The organism is Pseudomonas sp. ENNP23, assembly GCF_001728945.1.
Lineage (GTDB): Bacteria > Pseudomonadota > Gammaproteobacteria > Pseudomonadales > Pseudomonadaceae > Metapseudomonas > Metapseudomonas otitidis.
In genome coordinates this window covers 69,720-82,384 of the sequence record NZ_LYSP01000029.1, presented here as the reverse complement: position 1 = coordinate 82,384, position 12,665 = coordinate 69,720, and the positions used below count along the sequence as shown (strand labels likewise).

12 protein-coding genes are annotated in these 12,665 nt (G+C 68.8%); 4 read left to right on the top strand and 8 right to left on the bottom strand.

Annotation, left to right across the window (positions count from 1 at the left end; genetic code table 11):
- Positions 1-24: 24 nt before the first annotated feature.
- The gene (locus A9G05_RS17005) at positions 25-519 is read right to left on the bottom strand and encodes an acyl-CoA thioesterase (RefSeq protein WP_069562098.1); all 495 of its coding nucleotides are present in this window, start codon (positions 517-519) and stop codon (positions 25-27) included.
- Positions 520-704: 185 nt separating this feature from the next.
- Here A9G05_RS17005 and A9G05_RS17000 point away from each other — a divergent pair, with 185 nt between their 5' ends.
- Complete coding sequence (locus A9G05_RS17000) at positions 705-1,973, top strand: hypothetical protein (protein WP_069562097.1); 1,269 nt, start codon at positions 705-707, stop codon at positions 1,971-1,973.
- Positions 1,974-2,031: 58 nt separating this feature from the next.
- Here the strand turns inward: A9G05_RS17000 and A9G05_RS16995 are convergent, their stop codons facing one another.
- Both A9G05_RS16995 and A9G05_RS16990 read right to left on the bottom strand, forming a co-directional pair.
- Positions 2,032-3,399: a glutamine synthetase family protein gene (locus A9G05_RS16995; RefSeq protein ID WP_069562096.1), complete on the bottom strand. Its 1,368-nt coding sequence runs from the start codon at positions 3,397-3,399 to the stop codon at positions 2,032-2,034.
- Between the two features lie 94 nt (positions 3,400-3,493).
- A complete protein-coding gene (locus tag A9G05_RS16990) occupies positions 3,494-4,885 on the bottom strand; it encodes an aspartate aminotransferase family protein (RefSeq protein WP_069562095.1) in 1,392 nt (463 codons plus the stop codon).
- Positions 4,886-5,155: 270 nt separating this feature from the next.
- On the opposite strand from A9G05_RS16990, the gene A9G05_RS16985 reads away from it, so the two are divergent.
- Entirely contained in the window at positions 5,156-5,821 is a 666-nt protein-coding gene (locus tag A9G05_RS16985) for a GntR family transcriptional regulator (protein WP_069562094.1), read from the top strand.
- 34 nt (positions 5,822-5,855) lie between these two features.
- Here A9G05_RS16985 and A9G05_RS16980 read toward each other — a convergent pair whose 3' ends face one another.
- Positions 5,856-6,263 (bottom strand): SMI1/KNR4 family protein, encoded by a 408-nt coding sequence (locus A9G05_RS16980; RefSeq protein WP_069562093.1) that lies wholly within the window; start codon positions 6,261-6,263, stop codon positions 5,856-5,858.
- Between the two features lie 124 nt (positions 6,264-6,387).
- Between A9G05_RS16980 and A9G05_RS16975 the strand changes: the two genes are divergently transcribed.
- On the top strand, positions 6,388-6,867 hold the full coding sequence (locus A9G05_RS16975; protein WP_069562092.1) for a GNAT family N-acetyltransferase: 480 nt from the start codon (positions 6,388-6,390) through the stop codon (positions 6,865-6,867).
- Positions 6,868-7,185: 318 nt separating this feature from the next.
- Here the strand turns inward: A9G05_RS16975 and A9G05_RS16970 are convergent, their stop codons facing one another.
- From A9G05_RS16970 to A9G05_RS16960, 3 genes are all read right to left on the bottom strand, one after another.
- Positions 7,186-8,040: a Tim44 domain-containing protein gene (locus A9G05_RS16970; protein WP_069562091.1), complete on the bottom strand. Its 855-nt coding sequence runs from the start codon at positions 8,038-8,040 to the stop codon at positions 7,186-7,188.
- A gap of 131 nt (positions 8,041-8,171) precedes the next feature.
- On the bottom strand, positions 8,172-9,080 hold the full coding sequence (locus tag A9G05_RS16965; RefSeq protein WP_069562090.1) for a D-hexose-6-phosphate mutarotase: 909 nt from the start codon (positions 9,078-9,080) through the stop codon (positions 8,172-8,174).
- Positions 9,081-9,153: 73 nt separating this feature from the next.
- Positions 9,154-9,558 (bottom strand): acyl-CoA thioesterase, encoded by a 405-nt coding sequence (locus tag A9G05_RS16960; RefSeq protein WP_069562089.1) that lies wholly within the window; start codon positions 9,556-9,558, stop codon positions 9,154-9,156.
- Between the two features lie 292 nt (positions 9,559-9,850).
- Between A9G05_RS16960 and A9G05_RS16955 the strand changes: the two genes are divergently transcribed.
- A complete protein-coding gene (locus A9G05_RS16955) occupies positions 9,851-11,137 on the top strand; it encodes an MFS transporter (protein ID WP_069562088.1) in 1,287 nt (428 codons plus the stop codon).
- Between the two features lie 220 nt (positions 11,138-11,357).
- Here A9G05_RS16955 and A9G05_RS16950 read toward each other — a convergent pair whose 3' ends face one another.
- Complete coding sequence (locus A9G05_RS16950) at positions 11,358-12,662, bottom strand: sorbosone dehydrogenase family protein (RefSeq protein ID WP_069562087.1); 1,305 nt, start codon at positions 12,660-12,662, stop codon at positions 11,358-11,360.
- Positions 12,663-12,665 lie beyond the last annotated feature (3 nt).

Below are 12,665 nucleotides of genomic sequence, written 5' to 3'. Positions count from 1 at the left end.
CCCTGCCGGGTGCAAGCCGGGTCCTCAACCCTGGGCGTCGTCCTCGCCGCGCAAGGCGCGGTAGCGGCGTTCCAGTTCCTGGCGGATCTCCCGCCGCTGCTGACCCTGCACGAATCGACGCTTCTGGTCGGGGGTCTGCGGCTCCAGGGGCGGGACCGGCGCCGGGCGGCGCTCGTCGTCCAGCGCCACCATGGTGAAGAAGCAGCTGTTGGTGTGGCGCACCGAACGTTCGCGGATGTTCTCGGTGATCACCTTGATGCCGATCTCCATGGAGGTGGTGCCGGTGTAGTTGACCGAGGCGAGGAAGGTCACCAGCTCGCCGACGTGCACCGGCTGGCGGAACACCACCTGGTCCACCGAGAGGGTTACCACGTAGCGCCCGGCGTAGCGGCTGGCGCAGGCGTAGGCCACCTCGTCGAGGTACTTGAGCAGGGTGCCGCCATGGACGTTGCCGGAGAAGTTGGCCATGTCCGGGGTCATCAGGACGGTCATCGTCAGTTGTGCGTTGCCGGGTTCCATCGGGGCTCCAGAGGCAGTGTGAGTCGGGGTGCGTGACGCGGTGCCAACCGCGCCGGGACGGGCGCCCGTATGATGGGCGTCTTTTTTCCCAAGCAAGGACGCCCTCCCATGCCGGCAGGCTACACCTGGCGCCCCACGTGGCGCTGCGAAACCTTCATCCCCCTTCCCATCGCCCGGGTGCAGCCATGAAGCGCGCCGTGATCGGGCTGCTCGGCAGTGCGGTGCTGGTGGCCGCCCTGGTGACGGGGGGCGCGCTGCTGCTGCGGGACGACCCGCTGCGTCCGGAGGTGGCCGGCTGGCTGCGGGATGCCCGCCACGAGGGCGCCGACAGCGCGGCATTCCTTTACCTGATGGGCATGGATGCGCCGGCCGACCAGGCGCCGGAGGCCTACGGCCGCGAGCGGCTGGACCTCTACGAGCGCTGGTACGCCCAGCATGGGCCGACGGGGGACGCCCAATTGCCCGACCTGCCCGGACTTGAATTGTCCGAAATCCCCCAACTGTGTGACCTGGGGCAGGACGGCTGCTGGGAGAGCCTTGTGGCTCGGGAGGGTGAGTTGGATGCGTGGGTGCGAGACCATGGCCTGCTGATCGGACGCTACAACCAACTGCTGACGCTGGATGACTATCAGACGCTGACCACCGAAGGTGCCAGCGAGCCCTTGCCGAAGCTGTCCCCTCTCAATCGGGCCCAGCAGATGTATGGCCTGCAGATCATGCAGCGAGCGCGCAGGGGCGAGGGTGAGGAGGCCCGGCGTTTGTTGGCAGAGGAGTTGGTCAGCCTGCGCCGCCTCTTGGCGAGGACGGACCAGCTTGTCGTGAAGGTCATGACCAGCAAGCTGATCGACCGCAACCTGGAGTTGCAGGCCCGCCTGTACCGTAAGGGCTGGATGCCTGCACCGCAGCAGCCGGCACCGCTGAACGAGGCGGAGCGTGCCCTGGTCAAGCCGTTGCAGCGGGAGCTGCTGTACATCGCGACGCTGTTCCAGAGCCTGCCTGGTGAGGGGGCGCCGTTGAAGGAGCGCATCGCCATGGCGCTGCTGGTGCGGCCGAACATGAGCCTCAACGCCACGTTTCCGCCCTTCCGCCAGGTTGCCGAACTGTCCCGGCTGGAACCGAAGGATTTTGCCCGCGAGGTGAAGGCACAGCCCCGGCTCCTTCCCAAGCCCACGGGCTGGCGCAACTGGATGGGGGATCGTCTGGTGGGGATCGCTGGCCCGGATTTCCGCACCTACGCCGGCCGCATCCAGGACCTGGACGCGAAGCTTCGCCTGCTGGCGCTGCTGGATGACCTGCCCGCCGAACCGTCCGGCTGGGCGGCGGCGCTGGCGGCCTCGCCTGTGGATAACCCCTATTACCCCGGCCAGCCGGCGCGCCTGGAGGGCGGGGACCGGGTGTGCTTCGCCGGGCCCCTCGAACCCAGGCCCAACGCCCGCTGCCTGCCGCTGCGCTGACGCTGTGGATAACCCTGCCGGTCCCCTGCCGGTCCCCTGCCGGCAGGGCCTCCAGCGGTCAGGCGTGGGTCAGGTACCAGCGCCAGTCCTGCTCGCCCACTTCGCTGACGAACTGGCGGAACTCCTCCCACTTGATGGCGAGGTAGACCTTCAGGAACGCCTCGCCCAGGGTGTCCTTCGCCCAGGCGGACTGCTCAAGGTTGCGCAGGGCGGTGAGCCAGTCGGTGGGCAGGGTTTCGCGGGCCTGCTCGTAGCCGTTGCCGACGATGGGCTCGCCCGGGTCGATCTGTTCGCGGATGCCGGTGTGGATGCCGGCCAGGATGGCCGCAGCCGTCAGGTAGGGGTTGGCGTCGGCGCCGCAGATGCGGTGCTCCACGTGGCGGCTCTTCGCCGGGCCGCCGGGTACGCGGAAGGACACGGTGCGGTTGTTCACCCCCCAGCTCTTGGCCAGCGGCGCGTAGCTGTTGGCCTGGAAGCGCCGGTAGGAGTTGGCGTTGGGGCAGAAGATCGCCAGGGCGTCGTTGAGCGTGGCCATCATGCCGCCGATGGCGTGGCGCAGCAGCGGGGTGCCGTGGGGGTCTTCGCTGGCCATCAGGTTGTTGCCCTCGGCGTCGGCCAGGCTGACGTGCATGTGCAGGCCGCTGCCGGCCAGGTCACCGAAGGGCTTGGCCATGAAGCAGGCGATCAGCCCGTGCTTGTTGGCCACGCCCTTGACCAGGCGCTTGTAGCGCAGGCCTTCATCCACGGCCTGCAGCGCGTCGAAGCGGTGCTCCAGGGTCAGCTCCAACTGGCCGGGGGCGTATTCGGAGATGGCGGTGCGCACCGGCAGGCCCTGGGCTTCGCAGGCGGCGTAGAGGTCGTCGAGGAAGGGCTGCAACTGTTCCAGTTCGTACACGCCGTAGACCTGGGGCGCCTGCGGGCGCACGCCGTTGGCCTGCAGGGCGGGCTGCGGGCGGCCGTTGGCGTCGCGCTGCTTGTCCAGCAGGTAGAACTCCAGCTCCACCGCCATGACCGGGTGGTAGCCGTCGGCCTTGAGCCGGTCGATGGTGCGCGCCAGCACGTGGCGTGGGTCGCCGGCGGCGGCCGGCTGGCCTTGGGTCGGGTGCATGCTCACCTGCACCTGGCCGGTGGGGGTGGCGCGCCAGGGCTGCAGGCACAGGGAGCCGGCGACGGGGTAGGTCCAGCAGTCGGCGTCGGCCACTTCCCAGACCAGGCCGCTGGCTTCCACGTCCTCGCCCTGCAGGGTGAGGGAGAGGATGGAGCTGGGCAGCGGGCGGCCGTTCTCGTAGATGGCCAGCAGCTCGTCACGGTGCAGCAGCTTGCCGCGGGGGATGCCGTTGGCGTCGATCAGCATCAGCTCGATGCTGCGGACTTCGGGGTGGCGTTCGAGGAAGTCGCGGGCTTCCTGAGGATGGGCGAAGGGCATGGGGGTTCTCGCGTCGGGTGGCTGGCGCGGCCTCCAGCCACCGGTGGTTGGGTGGGGGCGGATGACAGCGCCATCCGCCCGACCGGTCTACGGACTACTCGCGGGCGCCGGGGATGGCCAGCAGCTCGGTGATGGCCTGGTCCAGGGTGGCGATCAACCGGTCCACGTCCGCCTCGGAGGTGGCAGGGCAGCACAGAGTCATGTTGTGGAACGGCGTGATGAGGATGCCGCGGTTGATCAGGTACAGGTGCAGGGCCATCTGCAGCTCGTCATGGAAGGCGGCCTCGGCCTCGGCACCGGTGCGCGGGGACACCGGGCAGAACTGGAACTCGCTGCGGGCGCCCAGCTCGGTCACCGACCACTTCAGGTCGTGCTGGGCGATGAGCCGGCGGAAGCCGTCGGCCAGGCGCTTGGCCAGGGGCAGCATGTGGTCGTAGGCGGCCTGGGTCATGACCGCTTCGAGGTTGGCGCGCATGCAGTGCATCGCCAGGGCGTTGGCCGAGAGGGTGGTGCCCATGCCGCTGTGGCCGTGGCCATGGCTGTCTTCCTGGGCCTGCCTGCGGGAGGCGGCCATGCGTTCGGCCATCTCCGCGCTGCAGCCGAAGATGCCGCAGGGTACGCCGCCGGCGATCGGCTTGCCGACCACGAAGAAGTCCGGGTCGAGGTTCCACAGGCGGGTGCAGCCGCCGATGTCGGTGGAGATGGTGTGGGTCTCGTCGATGATCAGCAGGCTGCCGTACTTTCGGGTCAGCTCGCGGCATGTCTGCATGAAGCCCGGGTCCGGCAGGACCATGCCGATGTTGGTCATGGCCGGCTCGCAGAGCAGGGCGCAGACGTCGCCCTGGGCCAGGGCGGCTTCCAGGGCCTCGACGTCGTTGAAGGGGATGGCGCGGCTGTACTGGGTCAGGTCGTAGGCCTGGCCCACCAGCCCGGAGCGGTGCACGGTGCGGCCGTCGCGGCTGCGCACCATCACGTCGTCCACGGTGCCGTGGTAGCAGCCGTCGAACACCAGCAGGGTCTTGCGGCCGGTGACGGCGCGGGCCCAGCGCAGCACGTAGCGGTTGGAGTCGGTGGCGGTGGCGGTCACCTGCCAGTAGGGCAGGCCGAAGCGCGCGGCCAGCAGCTCGCCGCAGACCACCGCGTCTTCACCGGGAAGCATGGTGGTCAGGCCGTTGCCGGCCTGTTCGGCGATGGCGCGGGCCACCGGGTCCGGCGAGTGGCCGAACATGGTGCCGGTGTCGCCCAGGCAGAAGTCGATGTATTCGTGGCCGTCCACATCATAGAAGCGGGCGCCCTTGGCGCGCTCGACGAACAGCGGGCAGGGGGTGGACCAGTCGGCCATCCAGTGCATCGGCACACCGGCGTACAGCGAGTTGCGGGCGCGCTCGGCGAGGGCGACGGACGTCGGGTTGCGCTCGATGAAGCGGGTACGCTCACGGGCGGCGAAGGTTTCCACGGCGGCTTGGCTGATACCACTGGCGGTCATGCTGAACACCTCGTTCGAATTTCCGCGCATCGTGATTTGTGATCACATTTGTGTCAAGCATTGGCCGGATACGTCATTTGGAGTAGCCTTTAACCTACTTTGTGATCACAAGGAGGCGAAAGAAACCGTCCTCCTGCTGATCGAATCCCGTGCCCACACAGCCCGTGCGGGCCTCCCCAATCCTTGATATAGACGGTGTCCACGATGCGCGATTGCAGCCTGACCCTCAGCCAACTGCCGGCCCCGCCGGTTTCCGCACGGTGATCCGCCATGGCCGAGAACCTGCAGGAACAGTTGTACCTCCGACTCCGTGAAGGCCTGCTGGCAGGCCAGTTCAAACCCGGCGAGCGCATGAAGATCCGCGACCTCGCCGCGGCCTGGGGCACCAGCCCGATGCCGGTGCGCGCCGCGTTGCAGCGCCTGGTGGCCGAAGGCGCCCTGGAAGGCGAGCCGCAGCGCTCGGTGCGGGTGCCGGTGATGACCCGGGAACGCTTCGCCCAGGTGTTCCAGGTGCGTCTGGCGCTGGAAGGGCTGGCAGTGGAAACCGCCGTACCGCGCCTGGGCGCCGATGACCTGGAGGTCCTCGGTGGCTGCGTCGAGCGCATGGAAAAGGCCCTGGAGCGCCGCGACGTGCAGGGCTACCTGGACGACAACAGCCTGTTCCACCTGACCCTCTACCGCGCCTGCGCCAACCCGACGCTGCTGCGCATGATCGAATCCCTCTGGCTGCAGGTCGGTCCCTTCTTCAACCAGCTGTTCACCGAGGCGGACCTGTCCCTGCGCCTGAACGACTTCCATGAAGACGCCTATGAGGCCGCGCGGGCAGGCGACGCCCGTGGCGCGCGGGCAGCCATCGAGCAGGACATGCAGTTCTTCGGCAACTTCCTGATGAACCTGCTGGCGCTGGAAACCAGCCAGGCCCGCAGCGGCGGCTGATCGCCGCCTGCCGACGGTGGCCGAGGACGGAGGCTCAGTTGGCGAGCCAGACGTCCCGGGCCCAGTGCCAGACGGAGTCCCAGCTCTCGTCGGTCATCTCGCCCTCGGCGCCGGACCACAGCAGCACCTCGCCCTCGGCGTCGACCACGTAGTAGTCGTCACCGTCCTGGCAGATCGGCACCAGGTCGCGGGGCAGGCCCAGGTCCCAGGCCACGGCGGTGACTTCCGGCAGGTAGGTGTGGGACTGCGGGTCGGTGACGGTCACCGGCTCCAGGCGGCCGTAGACCACATCGCTGACCTTGAGCAGGAATTCGCGGAGCTCGAAGGGCAGGTTGATCAGCAACTGTTCCTCGATCTCCACCAGCAGCTCCTCGTCGGGCAGCTCCAGCGGGACGGGAACCGGTTCGTTGAGTTCGCGCAGCTGTTCGATGACTTCTTCCACGGCGACAGGCCCTCGTGCATTGGGATGCGCTTTATACAGTAGCCGGCGTGTCGGAAAAACCGTCGCGAGGCGACGTGCTGCGCCGGCATACTGGCCGACCCGATCGACTTCGCGAGGCCCGCACATGACCCTGGATTGGAGCTGCCAGCACCACAACGCCCTGACCAAGGAGGCGCTCTACGCCATCCTCGCCCTGCGCACCCAGGTGTTCGTGGTGGAGCAGCAATGCCCCTACCTGGAGGTGGATGGGCTGGACCTGGTGGGCGACACCCACCACCTGATGGCCCGTGACGGTGAACGCCTGGTGGCCTACCTGCGCCTGCTGGACCCGGTTCGCCAGGGCGGCGAGGTGGTCATCGGCCGGGTGGTGATCGAGGCGAGCGCGCGCGGCGCGGGCCTGGGCCGGCCGCTGATGGCCCAGGCGCTGGAAGCCTGCGAACGGCTCTGGCCGGGAATGCCGGTGTACCTGTCGGCCCAGGCGCACCTGCAGGGGTACTACGGGCGCTTCGGCTTCGAGCCGGTGACCGAGGTGTACCTGGAGGACGACATCCCCCATATCGGCATGCGCAAGGCGGCGGGCGCGGGGATGACCGAGACGGTGTGATGCCGTGCAGGGGCGAATTCATTCGCCAAGGACCGCGCAGCGTCCCGGCCCCGCGCCAAAGCCATGGTCAACGCACCCGTAGGATGGCGCTGAGCGCAGCGATGCCCATCGGGCCGAGCGCAACATGTGGTGCCACGGCCTGGCGTGGACGCGATGCGCTTCGTGGCCTCAGCGCATCCTACGGATCGTGTACAGCCCGACCGGGGGGTGGGCGGCGGGAGTTGGTGGATGCGAAGAGCGTTATCCCCCCTTCATCCTCAAGGCCCCACAAAAGAAACCCCGGGACAAGCCCGGGGTTTCTTCATGCCAGTGTCGCGATCAGTTCTGGCGGATGCCGGCCACCAGCCAGGGCTGGTTGTCGCCGTTGACGCGCTCCATGCGCCAGCTTTCGCTGAACACTTCGCCCTGGTCGAAGCGGGAGGTCTTGGAGACGCCGCTGAAGGTCAGGGTGGCGACGGTCTTGTCGGCCAGTTCGTCGATGCCGTCCAGTTGCACCTGCAGGTTGTCGATGTAGGTGGACTGGAAGCCTTCACCCAGGCTGGCGCGCTCTTCCTTGAGGAAGTTGAGCATCTGCGGGGTGACGAACTCGGCGATCTTGTCCATCTCTGCGGCGTCCCAGTGCTGCTGCAGGGCGAGGAAGTGCTCGCGACCGGCCTCGACGAAGCGGGCTTCGTCGAACCAGCTCGGCGCGTTGAAGGCGCGGGCCGGGGCCGCCGGGGCGGCGCCACCGAAGATCGGTGCCTGCTGCTGCGGCATTTCACGCTGGAAGGGGGCACCACCGGCGGCACCGGCCATGGCCGGCTGGCCCATCTGCTGGCGCTTGCGGGCGGCGATGAAGCGGAAGATGACGAAGGCGATCAGGGCGATGATCAGGAAGTCGAAGATCTGCATGCCTTCGAAGCCGTCGCCCATGAACATGGAGGCCAGCAGGCCACCGGCGGCGAGGCCGGCCAGCGGGCCGAGCCAGCGCGAGGCGCCACTGGCGGCAGCCGGACGACCTGCTGCATTCGGGGCGGCGGTCGGCGCATCAGGCTGGGCCTGGCGGGTCTGCTGGGTCTGGTGGGTCGGTGCGGCACCGGAGGTCTTGCCCCCGCCCATCCGCTTGGCGTTGGCGTCCAGGCTGAGCGTCAGGCCGACGCACAGGGCCAGGGCGATACTGAGGAATCGGCTCATCACAGGCTCTCTATAGGGTTGGGAGTCACGCGCGCCATGCTGCCGAGTCACCGGGGTGATGACCAGCGAGAGAATGTATCGGGATTTTTAGCGAGGCGAGGGGGCGGACGCATGCCGGCCCCCGGAGGGGTTCAGAGCGACTCGCTCCAGAGGCTGAACGCGAGGCGGTGCCGCGCGCCCGGCGCCAGGTGCAGGACGTCGTCCATCACCTGGGCGGTCTCGATGCAGAGCATGCGCTGCCAGGCGTTGGGGGCGAACTGGGAGAGGCGGGTGGACTTGTCGATCCAGGGGTTCCACACCACCGCCGAGGACGAGCCCTCGGCCTCCAGCACCACACGGCGGTTCCAGCCGGCATCGTGGATGGCGACACGGCGGGGGACACCGAGGTAGATGCGGTCGGTCTCGCCGCTGAACGCCACGTCACCGGCCTGCCGACGGCGGCTCCAGCCGTCCAGGGTCTCGATGTAGTCGCAGCCGTCCAGCCCTTCGACGCGGGCCTGGTGGATGTCGCTCACGGCGAAGTAGGTGTGCAGCGCCTGGCTGATGACCAGGGGCACGTCGCCGAGGTTCTCGGTGTCCAGGGCCAGGTGCAGGCGCTGGGCGTCGAGGCGCAGGGTCAGGCCCAGGCGGGCGGCGTGGGGCCAGCCGGGGAGGGGCTGGCGTCGGGTGTCGAGGCTGAAGCGCAGCTGCACCTCGCCGTCGAGGGCTTCGACGCCGTCCAGTTCCCAGTCCAGGCCGCGTACCAGGCCGTGGGCGGGGGCGTTGCCGTCACCGGGGTAGCACGCCTGCACGGCATCGGGGTTGCGGCGCAGGTCGCCGAACCAGGGCCAGCACACCGGCACGCCGCCGCGCACCGACTGGCCGCGCTGGTAGCCGGCCTGTTCGCTGAGCCAGATCAGCGGCTGCTCGCCGTGGCGGCGGTAGCTGAGCACCTGGGCGCCCTGCTGGGCGACCAGCAGCTCGGCTTCGGCGGTGAGCACCCGCCAGCAGGCGAGCGAGTCCATTTCGATGCGTTCGATCTGCGGGGTCGCGCGGGTCATCGGCGTTCTCTCATGGTGGATGGCCCGAGCTTGGGCACGGGCAGGGCCGGCGAGGTTCCCGCCGGCCGGGGCATCAGTTGCGGCGGGGAACCGGGCGGGTGCGACCGCTGCCGTCGATGGCGACGAACACGAACACCGCTTCGGTGACCTTGCGCCACTCGCTGGAGAGCGGGTCGTCGCTCCACACTTCCACCAGCATCTGGATCGAGCTGCGGCCGATCTCCAGGGTCTGGGTATAGAAGGAGAGCTGGGCGCCGACGGCGACCGGGACGAGGAAGGCCATGCGGTCGATGGCCACGGTGGCCACGCGGCCGCCGGCGACCTTGTTGGCCATGGCGGTACCGGCCAGGTCCATCTGGGAGACCAGCCAGCCGCCGTAGATGTCGCCGAATCCGTTGGTTTCGCGCGGGAGCGCGGTGATCTGCAGGGCCAGGTCGCCCTGGGGAGTCAGGTTTTCTTCTTCTTCGATCTCGATCATGCCTGGGGTGCCTCTACCCCTGTGCTGCTCTGATTTGGCTTCGGTAGGCGGGGAAGGGCACGCTGCCCTGCAAAGAATCCCCGGGCGCCCGTCGACCCACTGCCCGTCGTCCGTGCGCAACAGCGCGCAGTATATAGGTCGGCGTGGCGGGCGACGACCGCCCGGTCAGGCTTTGTCGCGGTCATACGTCAGAGATTGTGTGCCCGGTAGACCTTTTTGCTATGTTGCGGACCGGCCCGCCGCCAACGCAGTGGCGGGCACGCTTTGCCTGCCCCCGAACAAGAGACTCTACATGGCCACCGTTTCCGCCTCCGAGGCGCCCGCGCGTCCGTTGACCCGCCGCGACTACAAGACCCTGTCCCTGTCCGCCCTGGGCGGCGCCCTCGAGTTCTACGACTTCATCATCTTCGTGTTCTTCGCCGCCGTGATGGGCAAGCTGTTCTTCCCCGCCGAGATGCCCGAGTGGCTGCGCCAGCTGCAGACCTTCGGTATCTTCGCCGCCGGCTACCTGGCGCGGCCGCTGGGGGGCATCGTCATGGCGCACTTCGGCGACCTGCTGGGGCGCAAGCGCATGTTCACCCTGAGCATCTTCCTCATGGCGGTGCCGACTCTGGTGATGGGGCTGCTGCCCACCTATGCGCAGATCGGCATCTGGGCGCCCCTGGCGCTGTTGCTGATGCGGGTGATCCAGGGCGCGGCCATCGGTGGCGAGGTGCCCGGCGCCTGGGTGTTCGTGGCCGAGCACGTCCCGGCGCGGCATGTCGGCTACGCCTGCGGAACGCTCACCTCGGGCCTCACCGCCGGCATCCTGCTGGGCTCGCTGATGGCGACCCTGATCAACACCCTCTACACCTCGGAAGAGGTGCAGGCCTGGGCCTGGCGCGTGCCGTTCCTGGTGGGCGGTGTGTTCGGTCTGTTCTCCGTTTATCTGCGCCGCTGGTTGCACGAGACGCCGGTGTTCGCCGAGTTGCAGCAGCGCAAGGCGCTGGCCGAGGAGGTGCCGCTGAAGGCGGTGCTGCGCGAGCACCGGGGCGCCATCGCCATCAGCATGCTGCTGACCTGGGTGCTGTCGGCGGGCATCGTGGTGGTCATCCTCATGACCCCCACCGTGTTGCAGACCGTGTACGGCTTCGAAGCGGCCACCGCGCTCAAGGCCAACAGCCTGGCCATCGTCTGCCTGACGGTCGGCTGCATGGCCTCCGGCGCCCTGGCCGACCGCTTCGGCGCGGGCCGTACCTTCCTGGTGGGCGGGCTGCTGCTGGCGGCCAGTTCCTGGACCTTCTACTCCAGCCTCAAGGCGCACCCGGACTGGCTGTTCCCGCTCTATGCGCTGACCGGGCTGTTCGTCGGCACCATCGGCGCGGTGCCCTACGTGATGGTCAAGGCCTTCCCGCCAGTGGTGCGCTTCTCCGGCCTGTCGTTCTCCTACAACCTGGCCTACGCCATCTTCGGTGGGCTGACGCCGATGATCGTTTCGCTGCTGATGAAGTGGGACCCGCTGGGGCCGGCCTACTACGTGGCGGCGCTGTGCGGGGTGGCGGTGTTCATCGGGCTGTACCTGATCGGGCAGAAGCGCTGATCGAGCGCATGGCGTCGCGGTGACGGGCGCCATGCGCCTGTAGGGAGCACTTCGTGCTGCCAGGTGGGTTGGGGCATTCCGTAGGGTGGGCTGAAGCGGAACGCCGCCCGGCCCACCCTACATGGCCGCCATGTACGGGTCATTGATGCGGTTCGCTGAGCTCACCGCATCCTACGGACTGGCTCTATCAGCGGTGAAGTTCGGCGGGCTGGCCCGGCCATCAACGGGCGGTGGGGGTCACCCGCCAGACCTTGTTGCCCACGTCGTCGGTCACCAGCAAGGCGCCCTGGGCGTCCAGGCGCACGTCCACGGGGCGGCCCTGGGCGTTGCCGTCGGCGTCGAGGAAGCCGGTCAGCACGTCCACCGGCTGGCCATTGGGCTTGCCGTCCTTGAAGGGTACGAAGATCACCTTGTAGCCGCTGTGGGGCTTGCGGTTCCAGGAGCCGTGCTGGGCGACGAACAGGCCGTTCTGGAAGTCCGGCAGGGCGCTGCCGCGGCCGAAGGCGATGCCGAGCGAGGCGGTGTGCGGGCCCAGGGCGTAGTCCGGCACCAGGGCGCTGGCGACCTTTTCCGGGTTGGCCGGTTGCACGCGCTCGTCGACGTGCTGGCCGTAGTAGCTCCAGGGCCAGCCGTAGAAGCCGCCGTCCTTCACCGAGGTGATGTAGTCGGGCACCAGGTCGCTGCCGATCTCGTCGCGTTCGTTCACCGCCGTCCACAGCGCGCCGCTGTCCGGCTCCCAGGCCAGGCCGTTGGGGTTGCGCAGGCCGCCGGCGAACAGGCGCTTGGTGCCGCTGGCGCGGTCCACTTCCCAGATCGCCGCGCGCCCTTCCTCCATCTCCAGGCCGTTCTCGCCGACGTTGCTGTTGGAGCCGACGGTGACATAGAGCCGGGTGCCGTCGCGGCTGGCGATGACGTTCTTGGTCCAGTGGTGGTTGATGCCCGCCGGCAGGTCGGTGACCTGCTGCGGCGTGGCATCGATGCGGGTCTGGCCGGGCTGGTAGGGCACCTTCACCAAGGCGTCGGCGTTGGCGACATACAGGGTGTCGTCCACCAGGGCCATGCCGAAGGGCGAGTGCAGGTTTTCCAGGAAAGGCGTCTTCAGGTCGGCCACGCCGTCGCCGTCGGTGTCCCGCAGCAGGGTGACGCGGTCGGCGCTGGGGGTGCGGGCGCCGGCCTTCTCCATCACCTTGCCGGCGATCCAGCCCTTGAAGCTGAAGCCGCCGTCGCTGGCCGGGGCGTTGCTTTCCGCCACCAGCACGTCGCCGTTGGGCAGCAGGTACAGCCAGCGCGGGTGGTCCAGGCCCTCGGCGAAGGCTTTCACCTCGGTGCCCTGGGTGGCCTGGGGACGGCCGCCTGCGGGCCAGCCGATGGCGGGGGCGATGTTCACCGTGGGGATCAGGGTCTTGTTCGGCGGGGGCAACTGCGGGGTGGGGCCGGTGCCGTCGGCCACCTGCAGGGCGGCACGCTCGCCGCAGGCGGCGCAGAGGACGGCGAGGCTGAGGGGCAGCAGGTGCAGCGCTTTCATGGG

What these genes read in the sequence shown, in the direction of transcription:
- A9G05_RS17005 (WP_069562098.1), bottom strand. Translation starts at nt 519, where the DNA reads ATGGAACCCGGCAACGCACAACTGACGATGACCGTCCTGATGACCCCG.
- A9G05_RS17000 (WP_069562097.1), top strand. Translation starts at nt 705, where the DNA reads ATGAAGCGCGCCGTGATCGGGCTGCTCGGCAGTGCGGTGCTGGTGGCC.
- A9G05_RS16995 (WP_069562096.1), bottom strand. Translation starts at nt 3,399, where the DNA reads ATGCCCTTCGCCCATCCTCAGGAAGCCCGCGACTTCCTCGAACGCCAC.
- A9G05_RS16990 (WP_069562095.1), bottom strand. Translation starts at nt 4,885, where the DNA reads ATGACCGCCAGTGGTATCAGCCAAGCCGCCGTGGAAACCTTCGCCGCC.
- A9G05_RS16985 (WP_069562094.1), top strand. Translation starts at nt 5,156, where the DNA reads ATGGCCGAGAACCTGCAGGAACAGTTGTACCTCCGACTCCGTGAAGGC.
- A9G05_RS16975 (WP_069562092.1), top strand. Translation starts at nt 6,388, where the DNA reads ATGACCCTGGATTGGAGCTGCCAGCACCACAACGCCCTGACCAAGGAG.
- A9G05_RS16970 (WP_069562091.1), bottom strand. Translation starts at nt 8,040, where the DNA reads ATGAGCCGATTCCTCAGTATCGCCCTGGCCCTGTGCGTCGGCCTGACG.
- A9G05_RS16965 (WP_069562090.1), bottom strand. Translation starts at nt 9,080, where the DNA reads ATGACCCGCGCGACCCCGCAGATCGAACGCATCGAAATGGACTCGCTC.
- A9G05_RS16960 (WP_069562089.1), bottom strand. Translation starts at nt 9,558, where the DNA reads ATGATCGAGATCGAAGAAGAAGAAAACCTGACTCCCCAGGGCGACCTG.
- A9G05_RS16955 (WP_069562088.1), top strand. Translation starts at nt 9,851, where the DNA reads ATGGCCACCGTTTCCGCCTCCGAGGCGCCCGCGCGTCCGTTGACCCGC.
- A9G05_RS16950 (WP_069562087.1), bottom strand. Translation starts at nt 12,662, where the DNA reads ATGAAAGCGCTGCACCTGCTGCCCCTCAGCCTCGCCGTCCTCTGCGCC.